This is a genomic window from Massilia pinisoli (genome assembly GCF_024753285.1).
In the GTDB taxonomy this organism is placed as follows: domain Bacteria; phylum Pseudomonadota; class Gammaproteobacteria; order Burkholderiales; family Burkholderiaceae_D; genus Telluria; species Telluria pinisoli.
The window spans coordinates 1-25,714 of the sequence record NZ_JANUGW010000007.1 but is presented as its reverse complement, the minus strand read 5'-3'; the positions used below and the strand labels follow the sequence as shown (position 1 = coordinate 25,714).

Sequence of the window (25,714 nt, the reverse complement as noted above, 5' to 3'; positions counted from 1 at the left end):
CTTGCGATAGCGACCAGCCGTCCGGCACTACCCGCGTGCGGACGTGACGAGCTTTCGGTGCAAATCGGACCTATCCGTCCGGTTCTGGTGCAAACCTGTCGAACATTCGTGGCATTCATGGACATCCAGAACATCAAGATCACCTCCCTTCCCGCGCGCGCCCGCTGGCGCCGCGCCCTGGCCGCGGCCGAACGCTTCGATACGGGCGACCATGCCGCCGGCCTCGGCCGCTGGTGGCTCGACCGCGCCGGCGGCCGCGTCGCGCTGTCGGCCGTGGCCGCACGTTTCTTCGGCACCGACCGACATCCGAGCCCTGCCGCGTGCCTGGCCCGTATCGAAAGCGAAGACCGCGACGCCGTGCACGCCGTCCTCGACCGCATCGCGGCCGGCGACACGGGCGCCGAGTGCGAATTCCGCGTGCGCACGGACGGACAAGGCCTGCGCTGGCTGCGCCTGCAGCAGGTGGCGGTGTCGGGCACCGTCGCCAGCGGCATCCTCGTCGACATCACGGCGGCCAAGCAGGCCGCGGCGCGCGAGCGCTTCAACTTCGCGCTGACCCAATACCTCGTCGGCACCGACAGCATCGACGACGCCGTCGCCGGCATCCTGCAACTCGTGTGCGAAGAACTGGGCTGGGAATGGGGAGCGTTCTGGGCGCTCGAGGACGATGCGGGCGACCCGGCGATGCTGCGGTGCCGCTACGCGTGGCACGCGCCGAGGCAAGCGCTCACGCCGTTCCGCCGTGCGAGCGCGCGGCTCGGGATGGCGCCCGGCGAAGGCCTGATCGGCACCGTCTGGGCCAGTGGCGAGGCGCGCTGGATCGAAGACGCGAGCGGTGCGGCCGACCTGCTGCGCGCAGATGGGGCGCGCGCGTGCGGCCTGCAATCGGCGTACTTCTTCCCCGTGACCTTCGTCGCGTCCGACGGGCGCCTCATGCGGCCCGGCGTGCTGGAATTCTTCAGCGTGCTGCAGCGCCAGCCCGACGCCCAGCTGCCGGGCCTCGCCAAGTCGATCTCGGCGATGATCGCCCAGGCCATCGAACGCATGACGCAGCAGGAGCGCATCCGCGTGCGCGCCCAGACCGACGAGATGACGGGCCTCGCGAACCGCGCCCATTTCTACGACCAGCTCGACCGCCTGTGCCGCGACATGCCGGCCGGCCAGACGTTCGGCGTGCTGTTCGTCGACCTCGACCAGTTCAAGCCCATCAACGACGCGTTCGGCCACGACGCGGGCAACGTCGTGCTGACGACGTTCGCGCGGCGCCTGTGCGCGCTGGCGCCGCCGGGCTGGCGCATCGGCCGGCTGGGCGGCGACGAATTCGCGCTGCTGTCCGCTCCGGGTGCGACCGCGGACGAGCTGGGGCGCGTGGCCGAGGCCGTGCTGGACGCGGCGCGGCGCCGCTTCGTCTACGGCGAGCACCGGTTGGCGATCTCGGCCAGCATCGGCATCAGCACGTATCCCGAGCACGGCACGTGCACGCGCGAACTGCTGCACGCAGCGGACGCCGCGATGTACGCGAGCAAGCGCAACGGCCGCAACCTGGCCAGCCACTTCAGCGTCGACGGCACGCCGGCCGACGCGGGGCAACGCATCAGCCTGCTGACGGACTTGCACTACGCAATCCGGCGCGGCGAATTCTTCCTCGAATACCAGCCGATCCGCACGAGCACGGACATGGAGATCGACGCCGTGGAGGCGCTGATCCGGTGGCGCCGGCCGAACGGCGAGATCGTGCCGCCGAACGTGTTCATCCCGCTCGCGGAACAGAGCCGCCTGATCGTCGACATCGGCAACTGGGTCGTGCGCCAGGCGTGCCACGACCTCGCCCGCCTGCGCGCGGCCGGCATGGACGGCGTGCGCGTGCACGTCAACATGGCGGCGCCGGAATTCATCGACGCGAACCTGCCGGAGCGGCTCTCCGGACTGGCCGCGGCCGCCGGCGTCGATCCGCGCCGCATCTGCCTCGAGCTGACGGAAGGCGTCGTCATGAAGCATGCGGACAAGTCGATCGCGATCATGCGCGAGCTGCGCCGGCGCGGCTTCGGCATCGGCCTGGACGATTTCGGCATGGGCTATTCGTCGCTGTCGCTGCTGAAGAACCTGCCGATCGGGTCGCTCAAGATCGACCGCCTGTTCATGGCCGGCGTACCGTACGACCGCAACGATTGCGCCATCGTCCGCTCGATCCTCGACCTCGGCCGGCACATGAAGCTGCAAGTGGTGGCCGAAGGCGTCGAGACGGACGCCCAGTTGGGCTATCTGCGCCAGTTCGGCTGCCCGCTCGTGCAGGGCTGGCTGCCGGGCAGGCCAGTGCCGCTGGCGCGCCTGTTCGACCTGATCGCGCAGCCGCAGGCCGCGTGAACGAGGGCGCCGTCAGTGCACGGCGATCGCGGAGATCTCGACGGCTGCGTCCTTCGGCAGGCGCTGGACCTGCACGGTGGCGCGGGCCGGCGGCTTGTCCTTGAAGTACGTGCCGTAGACGGCGTTCAGCTTCGCGAAGTCGTTCAAGTCCTTCACGTAGACCGTTGTCGACACGACGTTATCGAGCGTCATGCCGGCGGCGGCGAGCACGGCCTTCAGGTTCTCGAACACCTGCGCCGTCTGTTCCTCGATGGTCCCGAGATTCGTCTGTCCCGTCTTCGGATCGATGGGGATCTGGCCCGCGAGGAACACCATGCTGCCGGACCGTATCGCCTGCGAATACGGGCCGACGGCGGCCGGCGCGTCCTTGCTTGCGACCACTTCCTTCTGCGGCACGGAGGTGGCGCCATGGGCCGCGCCGAGCGGCAACGATGCGACAAGGGCAATGCCCAGGCAGTGCTGGATCTTCTTCATGATGTTCCTTTCGTTATCGTGGACGGGGGAACGACGGAAGGCAGCGCGGCGCCCACCATCCGGCCGGAGGGAAGCACGGAACAACTGGCAGGCACCACCGCGCCAGCCCAGTCTAGCGGGCGTAAGTACGCCGTCAAACCACAGAACGCATAGGGCCAGGAATACCACACATTCGGCCATGGTTGCGCCGGCGCCTCATGGTGCTGCCCAAAGGACGGGAAAACCCCTAGAATAGTTGATTCACGGAATCAGCCACCCATCGGAGCATCATGTCACCGGATTTCCTGCTCTTCGCCGCCCCTGCGACCCTCGCCGCTGCGCTCGCCGCCCTTCTGTTCGGCCTGTTGATCGGCAGCTTCCTGAACGTGGTCGTGTACCGCCTGCCCGTCATGGCGCAGCGCGAGCTCGACAATTACATCGCGCACGAAGCGGGCAAGGAGCTGCCGCACCAGGACCGCTTCAACCTGATGGTGCCCCGCTCCGCCTGCCCGCACTGCGGCCACCAGATCACGGCGCTGGAAAACATTCCCATCGTCAGCTGGCTGTTCTTGCGCGGCAAGTGCAGCGCGTGCAAGGCGCCGATCTCGCCCCGCTATCCGATCGTGGAAGCCGTCACGGGCCTCCTGTCGGCCGTGGTGGTCTGGCATTTCGGCAGCGGCTGGATGGGCCTCGCCAGCCTCGTGTTCACGTACTTCCTCATCGCGATGACGTTGATCGACTACGACACGAAGACGCTGCCGGACGACCTCACCTTTCCCCTGCTGTGGCTGGGCCTGCTCATCAACCTGGACGGCACCATCGTCCCGCTGCGCGACGCCGTCATCGGCGCGATGGCCGGCTATATGTCGCTGTGGGCCGTGTACTGGCTGTTCAAGCTGGCCACCGGCAAGGAAGGCATGGGCTACGGCGACTTCAAGCTGCTGGCCGCGCTGGGCGCGTGGATGGGCTGGGCGATGCTGCCGACGATCATCATCCTGTCGTCCGTCGTGGGCGCCGTCGTCGGCATCAGCCTGATCGTGTTCGCGCGGCGCGACCGCAACAATCCGATCCCGTTCGGACCCTATCTTGCGGCGGCTGGTATGATCGCGCTGTTGTACGGCATCCCGCTCACCCGCTACGCGCAGGGCTTCCTGGCCTAGTCCGGCCGCGCCCGACGATCGCATGGAATCTTCCGGTCACACAGTGTCCACATCTCACGCCGGCCCCCGCTTCGCAGTGGGCCTCACCGGCGGCATCGGCTGCGGCAAGACGACCGTGGCCGACCTGTTCGCCGCGCGCGGCGCCGCCGTCATCGACACCGACCAGATCGCCCATAGCCTGACCGCCCCGCACGGCGCCGCGATGCCGGCGCTGATCGACGCGTTCGGTCCCGACTACGCCACCGCCGACGGCGCGCTCGACCGCGCCCGCATGCGCGCCCTCGTGTTCGCCGACCCCGACGCACGCGCCCGGCTGGAAGCCATCCTGCACCCACGCATCCGCGACGCGACTGCCGCGGCGGCGCTGCTCGCGGACGGTCCGTACACGATCTTCGTCGTGCCGCTGCTGATCGAATCGGGCACGTGGCGCGCGCGTGTCGCGCGCGTGCTCGCGATCGACTGTTCGGAAGCGACGCAGGTCGCGCGCGTGATGGCAAGGAATGGACTGGCGGAAGACCAGGTGCGCGCGATCATGGCCGCGCAGGTGACGCGCGCACGCCGCCTGGAGGAAGCGGACGACGTGATCGTCAACGACGCCGGCATCGACGCCCTGCTGCCGCAGGTGGAGCGCCTGCACCGGTTTTATCTTGACGAAGCGGCAAGATTGGCAGAGCAACCAAGCCAGCGTTTGTAATTTTGTGCATGATGGTTCAGAATCACGTGGTTACCCGCCAGCCTACATTCAGAGGAACGAGAGGAATGTCATTTTGATCGTCTATGAATACCCATTCAACGAGCGGATTCGCACGTTGTTGCGGCTGGAGGACCTGTACGAGAAGTTCAAATTCTTTGTAGCGCAGGAACATCCTCTGCAGCATCATGTCGCGCTCGCGACGATCTTCGACATGCTGGAAGTGGCGGGCCGCGCCGACCTCAAGTCCGACCTGCTGCAGGAACTGGAGCGCCAGAAGCAGAGCCTGCTGGGCTACCGCAGCAACCCGGCCGTCGCCAAGGAAGCGCTCGACGCCGTGCTGGCCGAGCTCGACACCGTCAGCAACGCCCTCGTCAACGCGCAGGGCAAGACGGGCCAGAACGTGCGCGACAACGAATGGCTGATGAGCATCCGCGGCCGCACGATCATCCCCGGCGGCGCCTGCGAATTCGACCTGCCGTCCTACCACGCATGGCAGCGGCGCTCGGCCGAGCAGCGCTACGCCGACATCATGGGATGGTTCACACCGCTGGCCCCGTTGTTCGACGCGCTGGCCCTCGTGCTGCGCCTGCTGCGCGACTCCGGCGGCCCCGTCAAGATGATCGCCTCGTCCGGCAGCTACCAGCAGATGCTGCAGGGGAAGGTCTACCAGATGCTGCGCCTGTCCGTCGACGAGGCGCTCGGTGCCATCCCCGAGATCTCCGCGAACAAATACATGCTGTGGGTGCGCTTCACCACGCAGGGCGGCGACCTGAAGCCGAAGCCGCTGGAAGAAGACGTCCCGTTCGAGCTCACACTCTGCAATTTTTGATCCCGTTTTTTAGAAGCACACCATGACCGTCGTATCCTGCCCCACCTGCGGCAAGAAGGTCGAATGGACGGAAGCCAACAAGTTCCGCCCGTTCTGTTCCGACCGCTGCAAGCAAATCGACCTGGGCGCCTGGGCCGAAGAAAAGTACACGATCCCCGGCGCGCCGCCCGGCGACGCCGACGACGATTCCGTCTCGAAGGAATAACCAGCGCAAGGAGTCCGCATGCCGTTCGTCACGCTCACCGTCCGCAAGCCGAAGACCGCCGAGTTCAAGGACAAGGTCCTGGCTGCCGTCCACGCCGCGCTCGTCGCGACCGGCGTGCCCGACACGGACCGGTTCCAGCGCGTGCTCGAACTCGACCCAGGCGACTTCCGCTACGACACCCACTATCCCGACGTCCAGACGACGCGCACGGACGACTTCGCGCTGATCGAGATCGTCTGGTCCGTCGGGCGCAGCGTGAAGGTCAAGAAGAAGCTGCTGGCCGACCTGATGGACCGCCTGCGCGCGGACGGGTTCGATCCCGAGAACGTGATGGTCGTGTTCAAGGAAACGAACTGGGAGAACTGGTCGTTCGCGGGTGGACGGCTGCTCCACACGTGACGCTTGCCGCCGCGCTGGCGCTGGCCGCGATCCGCTTCTACCAACGTGTCGTCTCACCCTACAAGGGCTTTTCCTGCGCGCTGCGCGTGGCCACGGGCGGCGCCAGTTGCTCGGCCTATGGTCACGCCGTCATCGCGCGTTTCGGGTTCTCGCGCGGGCTCGGGTTGCTGCAGCGGCGTTTCGCATTGTGCGGGCACGTGCATCGGCGCGCACACGCCTGCCCGCCACCGCATCCGCGGCTGAAATACCAGCGGGGCTTTTGCGATGCGCCGTGCGACCTGCCCTGTGACGGGCATGGGGACTGCCTATCCGCCGATACCATCGCCGACGCGGCAAGCTGCGCGACGGACGCGGGCGACTGCGGACGGCCGTCGCGCAACGGACGTCGGCACCGCGAGCGGGCACGCCGCAGCGAGCAGCTCGACGCGGCGGCGGAGCGGGTCAGGCGGCGCGAAGCGCGGATCAGGGAACAGCGCGACCGCTGAATCCGTCAGCCGCCGATCAGCGCATTACAGTTCGGGTTCCATGGGAAATTGTGGATGTCCCGCGTGTCGTTCACGCTGATCGTGCCCGGTGCCGGCGGCACATTCGGGTACAGCAGCGTGTAGTTGTAGGTCGCCGCATCCGACCCGTCCGCATTGACGGTGCCGCCGACCATGATCCCGACCGGCCGGTTCACCGTGACGATGCCGTTCGCGGGTACGGTCACGGGCCCGCCCATGCTGCCGAGGTTCGATTGTTCATCTGAGGGCGAATTGACCTGCAGGGCGCCAGGGTTGAATTGCCAGGTGACCGGCGGCGCGGTGTTGTCGATCGTCTTAATGCGGAACAATACGATCGCGTGCCCCGGTGGTGCCGTGATCGTACCGTCGGGTAGCGTCGCCGTATGACAGGCGCCGATCTGGTCGTAGTGGATGACGGCGATCTTGATGCCGCCCGGTGGCAGCGGGCAACCGGCCAGGCCCGCGCCGAGAAGGACGATCGCGACGACCCGCTTGGCGGGGCTCCAGAATATGCGTTGCATCATATGCCTCCATCGTCATGCGGCAGCCGGCAGGTTGCGACGCCAGCGTGCCAGGGCGGCCAGCGCCAGGGCGCTGGTCATGGTCCCGTCGTCGCGGTGCGGGCCGCGCGGCAGGTCGTTGTTGCCGCCCTGCCCTTGCGGCGGCACGAGCAGGCTGCAACTGCCCGGCCAGCCCGCGCAGGTGGCCGCCGCGAGCAGGCGGTGTGCGTGCCACGCGGCGAGTTCGGCGTGCCGTGGCGCAATGCTGGCCAGCGCCAGCAACTGCAGTGCATGGTCGAACACGCTCGCGTCGCGTCCGCCCTGCCCCAGCAGCCACGTGTCCAGTTCTTCGAGCACGGCAGGCGGCACCCCGCCCGTGCCGGCCAGCGCGACCGCCCGCCAGGCGTGGCCATACGCGGCCGTCTCCCACCAGAACGGCACCGGCGCGCGTGCGCACAGCGCGGCACGCAGCGGCGCCAGCGTGGACGGCGCGCACCCGGCCGCGCGCAGGGCCAGCAAGGCGACGGCCGTCACTTCCGCATGCGCATCGCACCAGTCGCCGAAGCGCGGCTCGTCGAACGTGTGCGCGTTGCCGGCCGGGTCCACGTAGCGCAGCAGGGCGTGCACGGCCGCGCGCGCGCGCGCGGGGGCCGTCGTGGCGAGCAGCAGCGTCGTCCAGGCGGTGCTGTCCGCGTCGCAGCCGGTGACGCGGTTGTAGCCCCAGCCTTGCGGGCGGGCGCAGCCGAGCAGCGCGCGCGTCGCCTGTTGCAGCGCGTGGCGCAGTGCCGGCGTCTGGCCTGCGTGTGCCAGGCACCATGCGATCCAGGCCGTGCTCCAGGACTCGGACGCACCGGGCTGCAGCGCGAACTCGCGCCAGAAGCCGTCACCGTGCTGGCGCCGCGCCAGCGCATCGGCGACACAGACCGTCAGTTCGGCGGCGTCGGCGGCAAGCCGACCGGGGGCCGGGCCTCTCACCAGTCCGACGGGTCGCTGATGCCCACGCAAATGCCGCACGGATAGGGTGTCTTGGTCTTCTCGTAGCCCTGGATCGTGTTGTTGCGGCATACAAAGACTTCCTTGCACCACAGGACAAGCCCCGTGCAGAACGTATCGGTGCGCGCGAAGCGACAATCTTCGCCGCTGGGCGTGTCCCAGGCGCCGGCGGCCGCAATCGGCGGCGGGGTATCGGACAGGGCAGTAAAACCGGGCAGCATGGCAATCTCCTCGTGTGGGTCAGGGTTCAGTAATGGGGCATCCGCAGCGCGGCGGTGCCCGGCGTGTCGATCAACAGCGCCGGCTGGCCGTTGCGCGCCGCCCCGTGCGGGCGATAGGAAAAATAGAGGCGCCAGCCGGCAAGGCCGCTGCGGTCGTATTTCACGCCGACGTAGCTGAGCGTGCGGGCGCGCAGCGCGCGGCACAGCGACAGACAAGCGTCGATGCGCTCCGGGCTTGCTCCCTGCTGCTGCAGGAAAGTGAGCGCGCGCGCCAGCGGCACGTTGGCCGGGTCGCATTTGAGGGCGGCGATGTCCCCGTCGTCCGCGACGTCGACGCCGATCACGCCGACGCTGCCACCGGGATGCAGCGCGCGCAAGTCGCGGGCGATGGGGCCGCAGGCATCGTCGGGCCAGCCGAGTGCGCCGGCCAGCTGCTGCAGCGCGGCGGCGCCGAACCCATGCACGTCGCGCTCGACGCGGAAATACACCGCCAGGCGTTGGTCGCCCTCGGCACCGGTCCGGATGCCAATGCCGCGGGCGCCGGGACAGCCCAGTGCCTGCGCCAGCGCGGCGAGCGTGTCGGGCCGTACCTGCAGACGCGACGTCGCACCGAGCAGGGCCTGCAGCGCAGGCGCGGCCGGCTCTTGTGGAAAGCGCAGGTAGGCGGTCAGCGCGCCGATGCGGCGGCCGTCCGTGTCGATGCGCAGCAGGATGGCGTTCGGCAGCATGGCCGCGATGAGCCGCTGCACGGTGGACAGCCACGTCCCGGGCAGCCGTGCCGCCGCCGCGACGCGGGCCAGCGCCGTTCCCACGTCGCCGCGCAGCGGCACCGTGATGCCCTGCACGCCCTGGCGGTGATCGATGCTGTATTCCACGTTCGCGGCGGATTCGCCCAACAGCGCGAGCACCGCCGCGGGCAGGAGCGGCGGCAGGAGGGTCATAGCGGCATGCCCAGCATCGAGTTTTCCAGCCACGGCTGCAGCCCGAGCGGACCGCGCTCGCCATCCGCATCGGAGACGAACGGCCATTCCTCGGTGATGTCGACGCGGGTGAACATGCGCTCCGTGATGCCGGTGGAACGTTCCGTGAAGCCGAGGATCACCGCCACTTGGCGCCGGGCGGACACGCCCTGCACGAGCCGCGTCTCGATGCGCTCCAGCACGTGCCGTTCGCGCTTCTCGGCGGCCGCCAGGAAGATGCCCGGGTGCTGCATGATCAGGTAGTTCAGCGCGCGGTGCACGTCGGTCGCGCCGACGTTCTCGGTCGACTGGACGATGCGGTTGAACAGGGCGCGCGCGGTTTCCGTGAAGGCGTCCACGGGGATGTCCCGGTCCTTCAGCGCCGCGTCCAGCGTGTGCGTCAGCGTGCCGCTCCACTCGTCGAGCCGGAACGTGTACAGCTGGTCGACCAGGAGCACCGGGGCCAGCACGCCGCCGCATGCCTGCGGCGGCGCCATCGGTCCGAGCCGCCCGACCGCCACGGCATAAGCGTCCTGGGCTTCGCCGGCAGCCAATGCCTCGAACAGGGCGCCGCGCAGGTAATTGCCGGCCGGCGCCAGGATGTAGGCGGGGCTGCCGCCCACGGTGAACAGGTAGCAGGCTTGCGCGGCCAGGTGCGGATTTTTTTCCAGTACCGCGCACAGGCGCGCAAGCCGACCGCCCGGCGCGTGCCCCAACGCACGTTCGCGCTGCTGGTACTCGCGCTCCAGACCCAGCGACGGGAAGCGCACCTCGATCCGGCCAAGCGCGTACACGTACTGCTGCGGCGGCGCGCCCGCCTGTGCTGCGGCACAGCTGGGGCAAGGCGCGTGGGCTGGGGCGGGCGGCGCGCTGATGTGGTCCGGAGCGGCTTCGGTCATGATGGCTTCCTTTCAGGACGGGGGCAAATGCTGGAATGCACGCCAGACGTCGAGGTCGGGCGGCAAGGTGCGGGTGGCCGGGCCGGTACCGCGACGCAGCGCGGCACACAGGTGGGTAGCGGGCAAGGGACAGCGTGCCGCAAGTGACGCGAGCGCGGCGCCCGCCAGCGCCGCGGCGAAGCTGGTGCCGGCCGCGGTCGTGGCGCGTCCACCGGCCAGCACCACCGGCACTGCGTCGCCCGGGGCGCCGATGCCCCGTGCGGCCTGCGGACCCCAGGCGCTGCCGGGCGTGGTGACGGGCACCAGTGCCGGGTGCGCATACAAGGGATGGGTGATGGCGCCGCCATGGTTACCGGCGGGCGCCAGTACGGGTATGCCGGCAGCGTGTGCAGTATCGAGCGCGGCCATTGCAGCCTGCAGGAAGCTGGGCGCCGTACCGAGGAATTCGAAGCCCAGCAGGATGAAGTCGGGCCGCGCCGCGCAGGCTTGCTGCAGGTGCTGCGCACAGCGCGCGCCCGCTGCATGCGCGTCGCCGAGCGTGGGCCAGCACAGCAGGTGGATGCGGTCGTCCGCGCCCGGAACCACGAGCAGCGATGCCATGGCCGTCGCGTGGTCGGACGGTGTCTGCGTCCACGCGAGGTCGCCCTGAGCGACGGCCGAGACGCGCGCAAAGTGAGGCGCCGTCGCGTCGACGGGACCATCCAGCAACGCGACAGTGGCGGCACGCATCGCACACTGTGCCCGCAGCAGTCGCGGGAAACCCAGCCGCGCGTACAGCAACTCGCGCTGCATGGTGAGGTCCAGACCCGTCATCGCGATTCCTTTTGGTAATCGGAGGGGTGCTACAGGCAGTCAGGTTAGAAGGTTAGCAGGTTTGCACGCCGTGTCCAGTCCGATAGCAGCAATGGCGACGAGGGCCCGGGTCTCTAGTCAGTTTCGACTCGATGTCGCAACAGTTTTATACGGATGGTATCGGGCGTGGCGTACACCACAAACGCTTGGGCAATTTCTGGAAGACCCCGACATGGTCGAAGCGCTGCTGTATCCGGACAACGATAGCGAGCCGCTGAATTCCATGAATCTGGGCAAAGCCTGGCAGGGCCTGCATTACCTGCTGACGGGTGACCCCGTGGGCGGCGAACCACCGTTATCGCTGGCGATTCTCGATGGAACCGAAATCGGACCGGATCTCGATTATGGACCGGCTCGCTATCTGACTCCGGACGAGGTCAAAACTGTCGCGCAAGCGCTGGCCGCGCTCGCGCCGGAGACGTTGGCGCAACGGTACGATCCGGACGCGGTGGAAGAGAAGAACATCTACCCCGCCATCTGGGCAGAGGAAGGGGCAGAGGGGCTCGAGTATCTGCTCAGTTACTACTCGGCGTTGCAGCGGTTCTATACGGATGCGGCCGCGCGCGGTGACGTGGTGATCCACTGGCTGGCATGAGCGTTTCGTGTCGGCGCACGAGGCTCAAGCAGCCTCGTCGCGCCCCGCATACCGTACCTGATCCAGCCACTCGAGCAACGGAATCGTCGCCGGCAGCAACGGACTGACGGCATACGCGCCCTGCCACGCGAACGCCTGCCCTTCCAGGCTTTGCGGCTCGCCTTCCCATTCGCGGCTGATGTAGAAGTACAGGCGCACGTGCGCGTGCTCGTACACGTGTTCGACGCAGCACCAGGGCTCGGCGGAGATCACCTTCACGCCCAGCTCTTCGACGAACTCGCGCTGCAGCGCGTGGAAGATGTCTTCTCCCGGCTCGACCTTCCCGCCCGGGAATTCCCAGTATCCGGCATACGGCTTGCCGTCCGGGCGCTGGCCGAGGAGCACGTCGCCGTTCGGGCGCATCAGCACGCCCACCGCCACATCGACCGGCTTCTTCTCAGACATCGACCTGTTCCTGAGCAGGTGCGGGCGGCAGCTTGCCCGCGTAGTCCTTCGCGAACTGCCACGCGACGCGGCCCGAGCGCGAGCCGCGGCCCAGCGCCCAGCGCAGCGCGTCGCCGCGCGCGGCCGCGATCTGCGCCGGCGTGCAACCGAAGCTCGTCAGCCAGTGGCCGACGATGTCCAGGTAGTCGTCCTGGCGGAACGGATAGAACGACAGCCACAGGCCGAAGCGCTCCGACAGCGAGATCTTTTCCTCGACCGTCTCGGCCGGGTGCAGGTCGTCGTCGGCCACGTGCTTGTAGCCGTCGTTGTCCGAGAATTTTTCCGGCATCAGGTGCCGGCGGTTCGACGTTGCGTAGATCAGCACATTGTCCGACTGCGCCGCGATGCTGCCGTCCAGCGCCACCTTCAGCGCCTTGTAGCCCGCTTCGCCCTCTTCGAAACTGAGGTCGTCGCAGAAGATGACGAAACGCTCCGGGCGGCCCGCCACGAGATCGACGATGTCCGGCAGGTCCGCGAGGTCGGCCTTGTCGACTTCGATCAGGCGCAGGCCCTGCGGCGCGAACTGGTTCAGGCACGCCTTGATCAGCGACGATTTGCCCGTGCCGCGCGCGCCCGTCAGCAGCACGTTGTTCGCGGGACGCTTGCCCACGAACTGGCGCGTGTTCTGCTCGATCTGTTCCTTCTGTTGGCCGATGTGCTGCAGGTCGTCGAGGCGGATGTGCGATGGATGCGTCACGGCCTGCAGATACTTGACGTTGCCCGCGCCCGGCCGCTTGCGCCAGCGGTACGCGTAGCCGTGACGGAAATCCGGATCGCGCGGCGCGGCGGGCGGCAATAACGCCTCCACGCGCGCCAGCAGGGCCTCGGCGCGGTGCAGGAAATTCTCCAGCTGGTTCATCGAATCAGGAACGGTAGTCGGCGTTGATCGAGACGTAGTCGTGCGACAGGTCGCACGTCCACACGGTGGCATCGGCCTCGCCGCGCGCGAGCACGACGCGCACGAGGATCTCGGCCTTCTTCATCACGCGCTGGCCATCCTCTTCCTTGTACGCCGGGTTGCGGCCGCCCGCCTTCGCGACGAGGACGTCGTCCAGGTACAGGTCCAGCTTGGCCGTATCGAGGTCGTCCACGCCAGCGTAGCCGATGGCCGCGAGGATGCGGCCCAGATTCGGGTCCGATGCGAAGAACGCCGTCTTCACGAGCGGCGAGTGGGCGATGGCGTAGGCGATCTTGCGGCACTCGTCCATGTCGCGGCCCTGCTCCACCGTGATCGTGATGAACTTGGTGGCGCCTTCGCCGTCGCGGATGATCTGCTGCGCCAGGTGGCGCGAGATGCCGGTGACGGCGTCCCGCAACGCGGCGAAGTCCGGGCTGTCGGTCGAATCGACGACGAGCGAACCGGCGCCCGTCGCGACGAGGATGAACGAATCGTTGGTCGACGTGTCGCCATCGATCGTGATGCTGTTGAACGAGCGGTCGGCCGCATACTTCACGAGTTCGTCCAGCACCGGCTGCGCGACCTTCGCATCGAATGCGAGATAGCCCAGCATCGTGGCCATGTTCGGCTTGATCATGCCGGCGCCCTTGCTGATGCCCGTCATCGTGACGGCGTGCCCGCCGATCGTCGTCGTCAGCGACGCCGCTTTCGGCTGCGTGTCCGTCGTCATGATGGCTTCCGCCGCGTTGAACCAGTTATCCGCCTTCAGGTTCGCGATGGCGGCCGGCAGGCCCGCGACGATCTTTTGCACGGGCAGCGGTTCCAGGATCACGCCCGTGGAAAACGGCAGCACCTGCTGCGCGTCGAGGCCCAGCAGGCGCGCCACTTCCGCGCACGTGGCCTGCGCGTTCGCGAGGCCCGGCTCGCCCGTGCCCGCGTTCGCATTGCCCGTGTTGACGACCAGGGCGCGGATCGGCTTCCCGCCGCCCTTCACTGCCTCCAGATTCGCCTTGCTGACCTGGACCGGCGCCGCGCAGAAGCGGTTCTTCGTGAACACGCCGGCGACGGTCGCCCCTTCGGCGAGCTTCATCACCAGCACATCCTTGCGGTTCGGCTTCTTGATGCCGGCTTCGGCGTAACCGAGTTCGATGCCGGCGACGGGTTTCAGTTCGGCGGCGACGGGCAGGGGGGAATTGACGGCCATGGCGTTCTCTAATGAAAAGATGGAAAGAAGGTCCGGTATTGTAACGCCTCATCGGTGGGCACACCGGTGAGCGGCCGGTGTTAATACATGCTTAAGTCCATCACTTGATAATCGGAAACATCACGACCGCGGGCATGCCCATTTGGTAAGATGCCCCATCTCCCGGAGGACCGATGACCGACAACCAACGCGACGTAGTGAGCGCCGGCTTTTCGCTGGCGATCGTGCTGTTCGCCCTGTTCCTGACGCAGCGCTTCATCCTGCCGTTGCTGTGGGCGGCCATCCTGTGCATCGCCACCTGGCCGCTGTACGTGCGCGTGCGCATGGCGTTGAAAGGGCGCGCCATCCTCGCCGCGGCCCTCGTCACCATCGCGATGGCCATCGTCTTCATCACGCCGCTCACCTTGGGCGTCACGCAGGCCGCGCGTCAGGCGCCCGCGCTGGCGCAATTGGTCGCCAACGCCAACACGGAAGGCCTCGCGGCGCCCGAGTGGCTGCACCGCATCCCGTTCGCCGGCGACGCCATCTACAACTGGTGGCTCGCCACGCTCGGCCAGCCGCACGGCCTCGCGCACCTGCTGCAGGACGGTTCCGTCGGGCGCATGCAAACCGCGAGCGAAGTCCTCAAGCGCGTGGGCAGCGGCGTCATGCACCGCCTCGTCGACATCCTGTTCGCCTTCCTGTGCCTGTTCTTCTTCTACAAGGACGGCGCCGCCCTGCAACGCCAGACGGACGCCATCGGCGCCCACCTGATCGGCACGCGCCGCTGGACGCTGTTCTCGCTGAAGGTGCCCGTCGCCGTGCGCGCCACCGTCAACGGCCTGGTGCTCGTCGGCCTCGCGGAAGGCGTCCTGCTGGGCATCGGCTACCAGTTCGCGGGCGTGCCGTCGGCCATGCTGTGGGCCGCCTTGACGGGCATCCTCGCCATCATCCCGTTCGGCGCCCCCCTCGCCTTCGGCGCCGCCGCCGCACTGCTGGCGTGGCAGGGCGCGACGATCGCCGCAGTCGCGATCGTCGTGCTCGGTGTCGTCGTCCTGTTCGTGGCCGACCATTTCGTGCGTCCCGCGATGATCGGCAACGCCACGCAACTCCCGTTCCTCGCCGTCCTGCTGGGCATCCTGGGCGGTGTCGAGACGCTGGGCCTGATCGGCCTGTTCATCGGCCCCGTCGTGATGACCTTGTTCGTCACCTTGTGGCACGAGGCGCGCGCGCTGCGCGAGGCAAGAACCCTCGAGCCTGACGCCACGTGAGGCTTGCTACAACTGGGTGATCGTGCCAATGATGACGGTGATCGTGACCGCTGACAAAAGCGTCGTCCAGGTGATGATGGAGGCCATGGTTTCGGAATCCCCTCCCATTTGACGCGCCATGATGTACGCATTGCCGGCGCATGGCACCGATGAGTACAACAACGCAATATGGGCGGGCGTTCCCGATGCTCCCTGGATCTTCAACAGCGTCAGGGTGCAAAGCGGCATGAACAAGAGTTTGAGACCAACGGCATAACCCGTTGCGATTGCCTGACGCGCTTGCATGACCAGCATCAGGCCGGCACCCACCGACATCAAACTGAGCGGCGTTGCCGCATTGCCGAGATACGTCAGGAACTGCCTTGCGGCGCCGGCAATATGCAAGTCAGCCACATTGAGCGCGAGGCCGAGCATGGCGCCGATGATCAGCGGGTTCTGCACCATTGCAGCCAGCGTACCCTTGAAGGACTTCTTGCCGCCAGTGCCGTAATGATTCATGACGAGCACACTCATCACATTCGTCAGCACGATCATATAAGCGACGAATACGCCCGATATCGCCACGCCTTCCGCGCCGGCCAGCGACTGCGCCAATGCGACGAACACGTAGGAGTTGTAGCGCACGCCGCCCTGGAAGATCGACGTGAACAGATCGTTGCGCACCGTGACCACACGTTGGGCAACCAGGATAAAGATCGCTACCAGCACCGTGCCGCCCACGGTCGCCAGGATCGAACTGGACGTGTCGGCACTGGCGAAGTTCGCATCGCTTACATCAAGCAGCAGCAGCGATGGAAAGAAAACGTAATACACGAGTTTATCCGCGGCTTTCCAGAAGCCGTCGTCTCGCACGAAGCGGTTCTTGGCCACATAACCCGCCGTGATGAGCAGGAAAATCGGCAAGACCGACAAGAAGATATTCAGCATTCTACGGTTTCCCCCGGCTGGAACACACGAGACTTCACCAGATTGAGATTCCGGTGGTTCCATAGGTTGGCCGCGACGAAGACCCGCTGCACCCAGCGCATCGGGTTGCCAAACTCGTCATTCGTGCCGCTGAACTTGTCTCGGGAATGCAAGGTGAAGCGATTGTCGATATACACGAGGCGGCCAGGCGTGACATCGATGCCGAATGAACTTTCGCGTATCGCCGCATAGAAATTCGCCATTGCGGCGGCCGCAGCGCTCGATTGAGCTTCCACCATGTCCGGATAGAACACCGCGCTGACCTCGGGCAGGCTTGCGCTGCCACGCACCAGCGGTACGGGTTCGGTCTGAACGATATTGCCTCGGCGCCAGCGATAAGGGACTTTGATGCGGTAAAGCGGCATGCGCAGGCATTCGATGTCTTCCGCAGTCAGGTTCTGCAGGGCGATACGCGCATCCGCCAGACGGGTGAGCGGCCCTTCCGGGTCGTGACGGACTCCGGTCAGCAACAGGCCCAGCGGCGAGAAATTGAAGTCCCCCATGAACTTCAATGCGGCGTTCTCGATGTGAAAATCCAGTTCCACTTCGGAACCCAGGCCGGTGTATTCACGTTTTGCACGCCTGGTCGGGATGAGATTGTTCACGATGTCTCCCCCTTCGAACAGGATCGAATACGGTTCGCCGATCAGCGCCGCGAAAGCCATGATCAGGTTTTCACTGACGTGCCCGCTCTTGGATCCGGGCGTGAAGACGTCCGGATCCGGCGTCGTGAAGACCTGCTCGTCCGTCGGCAGGTTTTCAAAAACGAGATGCGAGCTTGGCTGGATGGATGCGCGCTGTTCGGAAAGCGCGTCGATGATACGTCGCGGTAGGGTCGAAATCGCTGTCATGCGCAAATCAGTGATATAGGCCAGGGAGCCGCTGGGATCGTACGCGATCTTGCTTAACGCGCTACCGAGGCGATCGCGTTCGGTGTCGGTCAATTTGAAAAGACAAGTATTATTCATTTTTTAGTATTGTTCTGCATGCTTCGGGTGAATGTGCGACAAAGACTTCGATGTATAAATTGCCGCACATGAAATCCAAATAATTGAAAGGAAATGCTGGCTGCATTACGAGAAATTGAAAATAGCCCCTGGACAATTGATTACAGGCGGCGCCGGCTCATTCTTTAGCGGCAGAATTATCTTGTTTGATAATCAACCGTGTCAATATAAAAAGAAATGACGTGCGCACAATAGGAATTTTCTGAGTGTATATTTGAGACATTCATACGGCACCCAACGTTTCCAATATTCGCGCCGCGCTTTTATTTACAATAAATCAAACGCCAGCCCCGGTGTTTTTCCAATTATTTTGTCCAATCGGAATAAAAACCTTGAATCGCCCTGCTTTGCCGGCGGCTTTATTGTTTGGCTGCGCCAGCAGGAGTGTGCTGCCAGCCGTCGGCCTCGACCGACTGGCAGCGATGAAGCGCGCGTGAGGGGGCGGAGCGAGAACTGCGCGAGGCGCGTGGGGCAGGCGAATCCTGCGTCTGGCGATGCCGCCCAGGCGGCGGCATGTCGATATGAAGGGAGAGCTCAGGAATGTTACGCGGGGGACGCCTCGAAGCTGGGGCGTGTGAGCCGATGAGGCCGACGTTTCAAAACGACCGCTTACAGTGGAGCATCAACCAGCAACTCCGGCCTCAAGGCACGAATTCGCAGTTCGGTGAAATAGCCGCCTGCCTCGTTATATTGCAAAAAATGACGTCCACACGCCTGACAATATAATACCTGGCTACGATTGCACGGGAAATAACGCGGCGCAATGGGCGCGTCTTCGCTCTCATACCGCGTGCCTTGCGGGTGATATTCCTTGAAAGTCGGTTCGTCGTACGGATCGTCGATGAGGGTCCCGATTTCCACAAGATCGTGCAGATCGAGCGAAAGAGGCAGTTTTTGCCAGGCGCGCAATGGAACGGCACTGCACTTGCAGGTCGCGGTCACGGCAGCCGATGCGGAGGCCAATTGCGACAATTTGGAGAAATCAATTTTATTCATGGTCAGGCATACTTTTCAGATGACCGAAATATCGGCGCATTTTGCGGAAGGGTAACATATATCGCGTGAATTGTAGAGGTTGTGCGATACTGTGCACCCGGCTTGGGCCACTGATATGAGCTGATAAACCTGATGGCAAAACAGGTCTACCCGATTTTCCATCTCGACTTGCGTCAGGCGGCGTTGGACCCGAATACGCATTATTCGCCTTCTGGCCCCGAATCCCCTTGACCCTCACGCCACGTGAGGCCTGACCATGGCATCACGCTGAAGAACGGAGAGGAACGATGCTGAAAGTAGGAGAGCTGGCCGCGCTGGCCAACCTGACGGTGCGCACCCTGCACCACTACGACAGCATCGGGCTGCTGCGTCCTTCGGCCCGTTCCGATGCCGGCTACCGGCTCTACGACCGCGATGACGTGGCGCGCCTGCACCGTATCCAGGCCCTGCGCGCATTCGGCATGAGCTTGTCCGACATCGGCCTCACGCTGGACAGTCCGGCCGGCTCGCCGCTGGCGATCATCGACCGCCAGCTGGAATCGCTCGAAGTGCGCTTGGCGGAAGCCAGGCGCCTGCGCGACCAGCTGCTGCGCGTGCGCGAACAACTCGTGCACGGCACCGCGCCGGACCTGTCCACGTGGCTCACCACACTGGAGAACACCATGGACATGACGAACGTGTACGAACGCTATTTCACGAGAGAGGAACTGGACCGCCTGCCGATGGTCCGCAGCGACGCCGCCCGCGCCCAGTGGCAAGGCATGGTCGAGCAGGCGCGCGGCCTCGTCGAATCGCAGGTGCCGCCGAACGCGGATGCCGCCAAGGCCTTCGCCCTGCGCTGGCTGCAGACGTTCGAGCGCGACACGGGCGGCGACCCGGTGCTCGCATCGAAGCTGAACATGATGGCCGCACGCGAGAAGGACGCCGTCGGGATGCCCGCGGCGGTCTTCGACTACGTAAAGGCGGCCGTCGGCGAACTCAAGTTCGACGCCTGGGCCAAACACATGCGTCCCGAAGTCGTCGAGCGCATGCGCCGCCACTTCACCGCGCGCGGCCACGAGTGGACGCCGCTCATCGCGCAGGTGCAGGCCGAGATCCAGGCCGATCCGGACGCGACGGGACCGCGCGCACGCGACCTCGGGCGCCAGTGGCTGGCACTGTTCCACGACATGGTCGGCAACGATCCGCACGACGTCGATGTCTTCCGCAAGGCCACCGCGACGGATCCCCTTCTGCGCATGGGCCCGGGCATCAGCGATGCGACGATTGCCTGGCTGCGCAAGGCGATGACGCCTTGAGCCCGGACGGCCCGCACCGGCGGACCGTTTATCAATGCCCGAGCAGCATCTTCGCGACGGGCAGCCAGGCGGGCCACAGATACAGGCTGACGTGCGTGACCTGCACGCCAAAGCTCCAGATCACGCCCGCCACGTAGGCGGGGTGCAGGCGGCCGCGCGTGACGAGGTCGCAGGCGCCGATGCCGAGCACCATGACGTCGTTCGTCAGGTGCAGCGTGAGGAACGTCGCCCAGAAACTCTGGCCCCAGTGGCCGAACGGGTACGCGGCGCCGATCGCCCCGCCGAGCCAGCGCGCGAAGCCCGCCGTGCTCAGTTGCAGGATCGCCAGCAGCATCAGGCGCCGGTGCGCCGCGGGCCGCCTGCGATACACGATGCCGGCCACGCTCAGGCCCACGAAGCCGATCAGGTCGCCCATCTGGACGCTGAAAAATGCAGGGTCGCTGTGCCCCGTGCCGAAGTTGCGGTTCTGGATCGTGTAGGCCGTCGCCGTGCCGACGATGGCCATCACGCCGATCCACCACGCCATCGCCACGCCGAGGCGCCGGTGCAGCGCCGGCCGCGCCGTCCGTATCAGCAGGACCTGCGCCGTGTACCCCACCAGCCACGTCACGAATACGGCGGAATGCACGTGCAGGATCAGCGGATAAGGCGGGTCGTCGTTCTTGAGGTGCCGCGCGATCTCGCCGCCGAAGCCGACGATCATGCCGACCCAGATCAGCGCGACATAGATGAGAATGAGCACGCCATCGGCCGGGTGGCTGGGCGCGAACGCCCGGCGCGGCGGTAGCGGCGGTGCGGCGGCATCGGTCAACATGGTCGGTCCTCGTTCAACGCGGATCCTCGATGTTACCCGGCTCGCGCCGCCGGGAAAATAATGAATATCGTTTATCCAGTTTATTAAATCCGACAGTGCGCCCAGGACGAAAAAAAAGCACCCCGCGGGGTGCTTTTCGTTGGGCGCTACGGCATCACGCCAGCTTGCCGTGGCAAGCCTTGAACTTCTTTCCGCTGCCGCACGGGCACGGGTCGTTGCGGCCGACTTTCATCCCGAGGTACGTGGTGGCCGGATCGTCCGCCATCGCCGTCGTGCCCGGCGTGACTGCGAGGGGCGCCATCAGTTCTTCCGGTGCCGCCGTCGGGTCGAAGTCGGCGTGCTGGTAGTTGACGTTTTCCAGGTGCGCGGCGGCGGCCTGCATCGCGGCTTCCGCCGCCTCGACTTCCTCGCGGGTCTGGATGCGGACGGTCATGATGGTGCGGATCACCTCGTTCTTGATCTGGTCCAGCATGGCGCCGAACAGCTCGAACGCTTCGCGTTTGTATTCCTGCTTCGGATTCTTCTGCGCATAGCCGCGCAGGTGGATGCCCTGGCGCAGGTGGTCCAGCGCGGCCAAGTGCTCGCGCCAGTGCGTGTCGATATTCTGCAGCATGACGTTGCGCTCGAAGCCGCCGAACGCGTCCTTGCCGACGATGCCGACCTTCGCCTCGTACGACGCTTCGGCGGCAGCCAGCACGCGTTCGAGGATGTCGTCGTCGTTCAGGTTCGGCTCGTCCTCCAGCATCTTCGCCAGCGGCACCTGCAGCGCCCATTCGTCGGCCAGCACGCGTTCGAGGGTGGCGATGTCCCACTGCTCTTCCACCGATTCCGCCGGCACGTGCGTGCGTACGACGTCCGTGAAGACACCGGTGCGCAGCGATGCGATCAGCTCGGAGATGTCGGCCGCTTCCAGCAACTCGTTACGCTGGGTGTAGATCACCTTGCGCTGGTCGTTGGCGACGTCGTCGTATTCCAGCAGCTGCTTGCGGATGTCGAAGTTGCGGGCCTCGACCTTGCGCTGGGCGCCTTCGATCGAGCGCGTGACGATGCCCGCCTCGATCGGTTCGCCTTCCGGCATCTTGAGGCGGTCCATCACGGCGCGCACGCGGTCGCCCGCGAAGATGCGCAGCAACGGGTCGTCCAGCGACAGGTAGAAGCGCGACGAGCCCGGGTCGCCCTGGCGGCCCGAACGGCCGCGCAGCTGGTTGTCGACGCGGCGCGACTCGTGGCGTTCGGTACCGATGATGTGCAGGCCGCCCTGCGCGACGACGTGGTCGTGCAGCGACTGCCATTCCGAACGCAGCGTCGCGGACTGCTCGGCCTTCTGTTCCGGCGACAGCGCTTCGTCGGCTTCGATGAACTGAATCTGCTTCTCGACGTTGCCGCCCAGGACGATGTCGGTACCGCGGCCCGCCATGTTGGTGGCGATGGTGATCATCTTCGGACGACCCGCCTGCGCGATGATCTCCGCCTCGCGTGCGTGCTGCTTCGCGTTCAGCACGTTGTGCGGCAGGCCCGCCTTCGTCAGGATGCCCGACAGCAGTTCCGAGTTCTCGATCGACGTCGTGCCGACGAGGACCGGTTGCCCGCGCTCGTAGCAGTCGCGGATGTCGACCAGCATGGCCTGGTATTTTTCCTGCGCCGTCTTGTAGACCTGGTCCTGGCGGTCCTTGCGCTGCGACGGCTTGTTCGGCGGGACGACGACGGTCTCCAGGCCGTAGATCTCCTGGAATTCGTACGCTTCCGTGTCCGCCGTACCCGTCATGCCGGACAGCTTGCCGTACATGCGGAAGTAGTTCTGGAAGGTGATCGAGGCCAAGGTCTGGTTCTCGTTCTGGATGCGCACACCCTCCTTCGCTTCGACGGCCTGGTGCAGGCCGTCGGACCAGCGGCGGCCCGTCATCAGGCGGCCCGTGAATTCGTCGACGATCACCACTTCGTTGTTCTGCACGACGTAGTGCTGGTCCTTGTGGTACAGGACGTGCGCGCGCAGCGCGGCGTACAGGTGGTGGATCAGCGTGATGTTGGCGGCGTCGTACAGCGACGCGCCTTCCGGCAGCAGGCCCATCTTCGTCAGGATGGCTTCGGCCTTTTCGTGGCCGGCCTCGGTCAGCAGCACGGTGTGCGCCTTCTCGTCCTTCGTGTAGTCGCCCGGGACTTCGACCTCGCCTTTGCCGTCCGGGGTCTCCTCGCCGATCTGCAACGTGAGCAGCGGCGGGACTTCGTTGATCTTGTGGTACAGCTCCGTGTGATTCTCGGCCTGGCCGGAAATGATCAGCGGAGTACGTGCTTCGTCGATGAGGATCGAGTCCACTTCGTCCACGACGGCGAAGTTCAGGCCACGCTGGACGCGCTCGCGCATCTCGTACACCATGTTGTCGCGGAGGTAGTCGAAGCCGTATTCGTTGTTGGTGCCGTAGGTGATATCGGACGCGTACGCCTTCTGCTTGCTGTCGTGGTCCATCTGCGACAGGTTCACGCCCGTCGTCAGACCGAGCCAGCCATACAGGCGGCCCATCTGCTCGGCGTCGCGCTGGGCCAGGTAATCGTTGACCGTCACGACGTGCACGCCCTTGCCGGACAGCGCGTTCAGGTACACGGGCAAGGTCGCCATCAGCGTCTTGCCTTCGCCCGTGCCCATCTCGGCGATCTTGCCGTAATGGAGAACCATGCCGCCGATCAGCTGCACGTCGAAGTGGCGCATCTTCATGACGCGCTTGGCGGCTTCGCGGCAGACGGCGAACGCTTCCACCAGGATGTCGTCCAGCGTCGCGCCCCCGGCCAGGCGTTGCTTGAATTCGTTCGTCTTTGCCTGGAGATCGGCGTCGGACAGCGCTTCCATCTGCGGCTCGAGCGCGTTGATGTCGCGCACGGATTTTTGGTATTGCTTGAGCAGACGCTGGTTACGGCTGCCGAAAATCTTGGTCAGGAATGACATGCTGTGTTCTTCAAAAGTACGCCGCGAAAAAGGTCCGAGGAGCCCAGGATGATAGCAAAAACATATCCTCCCGAGAGCGCCAATGGCAAAAAGCCACCGATTTTATCATGCGATCCGGCCACACTTGGGGGTCGCCCGGCGTATCACAAGTGCGGCTGGCAAAAAATGTTATCAAACTGCATTCGATTTCGCACAGCGCGCACGATTCTTCGCGGCAGGGCCCGCGGCTGTGGTATGTTCCGAGCATGCAGTCCTCGAATCAACGCCCCTTCCACATCTACGGCACCCGCGACCGCAAGACGTCGTTCGGCGCCACCGACTTCCTGCGCGCCAACGACCGCCTCGCCGCGCTGATGCCGACCGCCCTGCGCGTGGGAAACCTGCAGCGCGACGTCAAGAACATCCTGCCGCCGATGTACGCCGGCTGCGAGGTACTGTCGTTCCAGGACGGCGCGCTCACGCTCGCCGTGCCCTCCTCGGCCGTGGCGGCCAAGCTCAAGCAGCAGCTGCCGAAGCTGCAGGCGGGCTTGCAGAAGAAGGGATGGCAGGTGGAGAACGTGCGCATCAAGATCCAGATGCGCCCGAACGTGCCCGTGCGCGAAGAGCTGAAGCCGTCCTCGCTGACGTTGCCGCCGACGGCGGTGGAGGCGTTCGAGGAATTGGGAGAGAGTTTGCCGGAGACGCCGCAGAACGCGACGCTCATCGCGGCCATCAAGCGGCTGGCGGAGCGGCGCAAGAAATCGGGATGACCGACGTATTGTGATACGTCTACGTCAACGTTATATGCACGTCCGCTGCAATCATAGGGTGTGTAAAGGCAAAGTTAAAATGTCCGCTTTAAGCAAAGTTGAAATGACCGCTTTTGTAGGATTTCAAACACGCTTTTGAGCGGACGTTTTCTTTGCTGAGCTAACACCCTGAGCGATGACGGCGGCAGGCTGATTGTCGCGGTAGTGGCGGTTGCGCACCTTCTTGTCGACGAGATGGTGGAGAGTCTTGCTATCGACGTCGATTGCCTTGTTCATGCGTGGGATTTCGAGCGTGGTGTAGGCGAGGATGTCGCCATGTGCACGCAATTCCACGCGGCCATCGGGATAGGTGTAGATATCGATGGGTTGACCGATGAGTCCACGTGTACTGGGCCGGTCTTCGACGAGGTACTGCAATGCGGCATGTTGCAGGGTCAGTTTCGTAGAGAGCTTGCGGCGATCGTGCAGGGCCAGGATGAGTGCCAGGTCGTCACTTGGCTGAAGTGGCATGTGGGCGTCAAACTGGTTGCGCGGGACGCGGGAAAAGCCTGCGTTGTAGCGTTGAATGAAGTTGTGACTCCATGTGTTGGCAGTCTCGATGTCACTGATCGCTTCCAGTCGCAAGCCCTTGACCAGCCGATCCTGCAATGTGCGGTTCAGGCGTTCCACGCGACCTTTCGCCTGAGGCGAGTTCGCGCAGATCAGTTCGATTCCAAGCTCGTCGAGTGCGCGCTGAAACTGGGTCCGGGTGCGATTCGTTGCTGATGGCGAGCGAAAGACTGCCGCCCGGTCCGCATAGAAGGCTTGCGGCTTGCCATGTTGTTCGAGGTAGCGTCGGGTGGCCTCGAAATAGCTCGCGGTCGTCTCGGTCCTGGCAAAGTGCAGATGCAGGATTCTTCCCGTCGCGTCGTCGACATACGCCAGCAATGTACAGGGATCGGCGCGCTTTTCGAACCAGTGGTGTCGGCTGCCATCGATCTGAACCAGTTCCCCGACGCAGGGGCGTCGCTCGCGCGGTTGATACAGTCGGGAGCGTCGGGCCGCTTTCGGAATCCAAAGTCCGGCTTCGATCATCAAGTTGCGCAGGGTTTCCTTCGACAACGCCAGCTGATGCCGTTCCCGCAGCTGTTCGCATGCCAGCGTCGGTCCGAAGTCGGTATACAAGTCACGCACCAGCTCCAGTGCTTTCTGCGCCACCTCGGGAGCAAGCCGGTTGTTGCTCGGCTTGCCCCGCTGCCGGGAAATCATTCCGCTCTCGCCTTCCTGCTCAAAGCGCTTTTGCAGGCGGCGTACCTGACGTGTCGTCAGCCCAAGGCGCTTGGCCGCAATAACTGCCGTGATCTCGCCCCTGATACTGGCGTCGATGATCTCGGCGCGCTCCAACTCCTCCATCGTAATGCTCCCGACTTTGCCCACACTCGACTCCAAACCATTCGGAATCAACAGCATGAGCTATCTAGCAAAAGCGGACATTTCTACTTTGCT

27 protein-coding genes are annotated in these 25,714 nt (G+C 65.3%); 11 read left to right on the top strand and 16 right to left on the bottom strand.

The genetic code is table 11. From position 1 onward, the window contains the following. The first annotated feature begins 117 nt into the window (after window positions 1-117). Window positions 118-2,364, top strand: coding sequence for a putative bifunctional diguanylate cyclase/phosphodiesterase (locus NX784_RS11410; protein ID WP_258816999.1), 2,247 nt, complete (start codon window positions 118-120; stop codon window positions 2,362-2,364). A gap of 12 nt (window positions 2,365-2,376) precedes the next feature. On the opposite strand, the gene NX784_RS11405 is transcribed toward NX784_RS11410, so the two are convergent. Then, on the bottom strand, window positions 2,377-2,838 hold the full coding sequence (locus NX784_RS11405) for a RidA family protein (RefSeq protein WP_258816780.1): 462 nt from the start codon (window positions 2,836-2,838) through the stop codon (window positions 2,377-2,379). 269 nt (window positions 2,839-3,107) lie between these two features. Here NX784_RS11405 and NX784_RS11400 point away from each other — a divergent pair, with 269 nt between their 5' ends. The 6 genes from NX784_RS11400 (at window position 3,108) to yidD (ending at window position 6,589) form a co-directional block, all read left to right on the top strand. After that, the gene (locus NX784_RS11400) at window positions 3,108-3,977 is read left to right on the top strand and encodes a prepilin peptidase (RefSeq protein WP_258816779.1); all 870 of its coding nucleotides are present in this window, start codon (window positions 3,108-3,110) and stop codon (window positions 3,975-3,977) included. A 43-nt stretch (window positions 3,978-4,020) separates the two neighbouring features. Beyond that, the gene (coaE, locus tag NX784_RS11395) at window positions 4,021-4,671 is read left to right on the top strand and encodes a dephospho-CoA kinase (protein ID WP_258816778.1); all 651 of its coding nucleotides are present in this window, start codon (window positions 4,021-4,023) and stop codon (window positions 4,669-4,671) included. A gap of 73 nt (window positions 4,672-4,744) precedes the next feature. Further along, window positions 4,745-5,500 (top strand): cell division protein ZapD, encoded by a 756-nt coding sequence (gene zapD / locus NX784_RS11390; protein WP_258816777.1) that lies wholly within the window; start codon window positions 4,745-4,747, stop codon window positions 5,498-5,500. 22 nt (window positions 5,501-5,522) lie between these two features. Beyond that, entirely contained in the window at window positions 5,523-5,705 is a 183-nt protein-coding gene (gene yacG, locus NX784_RS11385; protein ID WP_056449657.1) for a DNA gyrase inhibitor YacG, read from the top strand. 18 nt (window positions 5,706-5,723) lie between these two features. Next, window positions 5,724-6,104 carry a tautomerase family protein gene (locus tag NX784_RS11380; RefSeq protein ID WP_258816776.1) on the top strand — a complete coding sequence of 127 codons (381 nt, stop codon included), beginning with the start codon at window positions 5,724-5,726 and terminating at the stop codon, window positions 6,102-6,104. Then, window positions 6,101-6,589, top strand: a complete 489-nt coding sequence (yidD, locus tag NX784_RS11375) for a membrane protein insertion efficiency factor YidD (RefSeq protein ID WP_258816775.1) — start codon at window positions 6,101-6,103, stop codon at window positions 6,587-6,589. Before NX784_RS11380 ends, yidD begins: the two co-directional genes overlap by 4 nt. A gap of 5 nt (window positions 6,590-6,594) precedes the next feature. Here the strand turns inward: yidD and NX784_RS11370 are convergent, their stop codons facing one another. The 6 genes from NX784_RS11370 to NX784_RS11345 are packed head-to-tail and all read right to left on the bottom strand — an operon-like array spanning window position 6,595 to window position 10,992. After that, window positions 6,595-7,131, bottom strand: coding sequence for a hypothetical protein (locus NX784_RS11370; protein ID WP_258816774.1), 537 nt, complete (start codon window positions 7,129-7,131; stop codon window positions 6,595-6,597). 12 nt (window positions 7,132-7,143) lie between these two features. Then, entirely contained in the window at window positions 7,144-8,082 is a 939-nt protein-coding gene (locus tag NX784_RS11365; RefSeq protein WP_258816773.1) for a hypothetical protein, read from the bottom strand. Further along, window positions 8,079-8,321, bottom strand: coding sequence for a hypothetical protein (locus NX784_RS11360; protein ID WP_258816772.1), 243 nt, complete (start codon window positions 8,319-8,321; stop codon window positions 8,079-8,081). The genes NX784_RS11365 and NX784_RS11360 overlap by 4 nt, the downstream gene beginning before the upstream one ends. A 26-nt stretch (window positions 8,322-8,347) precedes the next feature. Continuing rightward, the gene (locus NX784_RS11355) at window positions 8,348-9,262 is read right to left on the bottom strand and encodes a hypothetical protein (RefSeq protein ID WP_258816771.1); all 915 of its coding nucleotides are present in this window, start codon (window positions 9,260-9,262) and stop codon (window positions 8,348-8,350) included. Beyond that, window positions 9,259-10,179 carry a cyanobactin maturation protease PatG family protein gene (locus NX784_RS11350; RefSeq protein WP_258816770.1) on the bottom strand — a complete coding sequence of 307 codons (921 nt, stop codon included), beginning with the start codon at window positions 10,177-10,179 and terminating at the stop codon, window positions 9,259-9,261. The genes NX784_RS11355 and NX784_RS11350 overlap by 4 nt, the downstream gene beginning before the upstream one ends. Window positions 10,180-10,191: 12 nt before the next feature. Then, a complete protein-coding gene (locus tag NX784_RS11345; protein ID WP_258816769.1) occupies window positions 10,192-10,992 on the bottom strand; it encodes a S8/S53 family peptidase in 801 nt (266 codons plus the stop codon). Between NX784_RS11345 and NX784_RS11340 the strand changes: the two genes are divergently transcribed. Further along, window positions 10,970-11,626 carry a YfbM family protein gene (locus NX784_RS11340; protein WP_307735954.1) on the top strand — a complete coding sequence of 219 codons (657 nt, stop codon included), beginning with the start codon at window positions 10,970-10,972 and terminating at the stop codon, window positions 11,624-11,626. The two genes, NX784_RS11345 and NX784_RS11340, sit on opposite strands and share 23 nt — an antisense overlap. A gap of 24 nt (window positions 11,627-11,650) precedes the next feature. Here NX784_RS11340 and NX784_RS11335 read toward each other — a convergent pair whose 3' ends face one another. From NX784_RS11335 to argJ, 3 genes are read right to left on the bottom strand one after another with little or no spacing between them, the layout of a single operon-like run. Further along, window positions 11,651-12,070: an NUDIX domain-containing protein gene (locus tag NX784_RS11335; protein ID WP_258816767.1), complete on the bottom strand. Its 420-nt coding sequence runs from the start codon at window positions 12,068-12,070 to the stop codon at window positions 11,651-11,653. Next, a complete protein-coding gene (locus tag NX784_RS11330) occupies window positions 12,063-12,968 on the bottom strand; it encodes an ATP-binding protein (RefSeq protein ID WP_258816766.1) in 906 nt (301 codons plus the stop codon). Before NX784_RS11330 ends, NX784_RS11335 begins: the two co-directional genes overlap by 8 nt. Window positions 12,969-12,972: 4 nt before the next feature. Beyond that, on the bottom strand, window positions 12,973-14,211 hold the full coding sequence (argJ, locus tag NX784_RS11325) for a bifunctional glutamate N-acetyltransferase/amino-acid acetyltransferase ArgJ (protein ID WP_258816765.1): 1,239 nt from the start codon (window positions 14,209-14,211) through the stop codon (window positions 12,973-12,975). Window positions 14,212-14,384: 173 nt separating this feature from the next. On the opposite strand from argJ, the gene NX784_RS11320 reads away from it, so the two are divergent. After that, window positions 14,385-15,461 carry an AI-2E family transporter gene (locus NX784_RS11320; RefSeq protein ID WP_258816764.1) on the top strand — a complete coding sequence of 359 codons (1,077 nt, stop codon included), beginning with the start codon at window positions 14,385-14,387 and terminating at the stop codon, window positions 15,459-15,461. Window positions 15,462-15,467: 6 nt separating this feature from the next. Here NX784_RS11320 and NX784_RS11315 read toward each other — a convergent pair whose 3' ends face one another. The 3 genes from NX784_RS11315 to NX784_RS11305 form a co-directional block, all read right to left on the bottom strand. Then, window positions 15,468-16,388 carry an AEC family transporter gene (locus NX784_RS11315; protein ID WP_258816763.1) on the bottom strand — a complete coding sequence of 307 codons (921 nt, stop codon included), beginning with the start codon at window positions 16,386-16,388 and terminating at the stop codon, window positions 15,468-15,470. Next, window positions 16,382-17,371 carry a TauD/TfdA family dioxygenase gene (locus tag NX784_RS11310; protein WP_258816762.1) on the bottom strand — a complete coding sequence of 330 codons (990 nt, stop codon included), beginning with the start codon at window positions 17,369-17,371 and terminating at the stop codon, window positions 16,382-16,384. Before NX784_RS11310 ends, NX784_RS11315 begins: the two co-directional genes overlap by 7 nt. 672 nt (window positions 17,372-18,043) lie before the next feature. Next, a complete protein-coding gene (locus NX784_RS11305) occupies window positions 18,044-18,430 on the bottom strand; it encodes a hypothetical protein (RefSeq protein ID WP_258816761.1) in 387 nt (128 codons plus the stop codon). 287 nt (window positions 18,431-18,717) lie between these two features. Between NX784_RS11305 and NX784_RS11300 the strand changes: the two genes are divergently transcribed. Beyond that, the gene (locus NX784_RS11300) at window positions 18,718-19,728 is read left to right on the top strand and encodes a MerR family transcriptional regulator (protein WP_258816760.1); all 1,011 of its coding nucleotides are present in this window, start codon (window positions 18,718-18,720) and stop codon (window positions 19,726-19,728) included. Window positions 19,729-19,759: 31 nt separating this feature from the next. On the opposite strand, the gene NX784_RS11295 is transcribed toward NX784_RS11300, so the two are convergent. Next, window positions 19,760-20,542, bottom strand: coding sequence for a hypothetical protein (locus NX784_RS11295; protein ID WP_258816759.1), 783 nt, complete (start codon window positions 20,540-20,542; stop codon window positions 19,760-19,762). A gap of 154 nt (window positions 20,543-20,696) precedes the next feature. Beyond that, entirely contained in the window at window positions 20,697-23,480 is a 2,784-nt protein-coding gene (gene secA / locus NX784_RS11290) for a preprotein translocase subunit SecA (protein WP_258816758.1), read from the bottom strand. 245 nt (window positions 23,481-23,725) lie between these two features. Here secA and NX784_RS11285 point away from each other — a divergent pair, with 245 nt between their 5' ends. Then, entirely contained in the window at window positions 23,726-24,229 is a 504-nt protein-coding gene (locus NX784_RS11285) for a DciA family protein (protein ID WP_258816757.1), read from the top strand. Window positions 24,230-24,352: 123 nt separating this feature from the next. Here NX784_RS11285 and NX784_RS11280 read toward each other — a convergent pair whose 3' ends face one another. Next, entirely contained in the window at window positions 24,353-25,678 is a 1,326-nt protein-coding gene (locus NX784_RS11280) for an ISNCY family transposase (protein WP_258816756.1), read from the bottom strand. Between the last annotated feature and the right edge of the window lie 36 nt (window positions 25,679-25,714).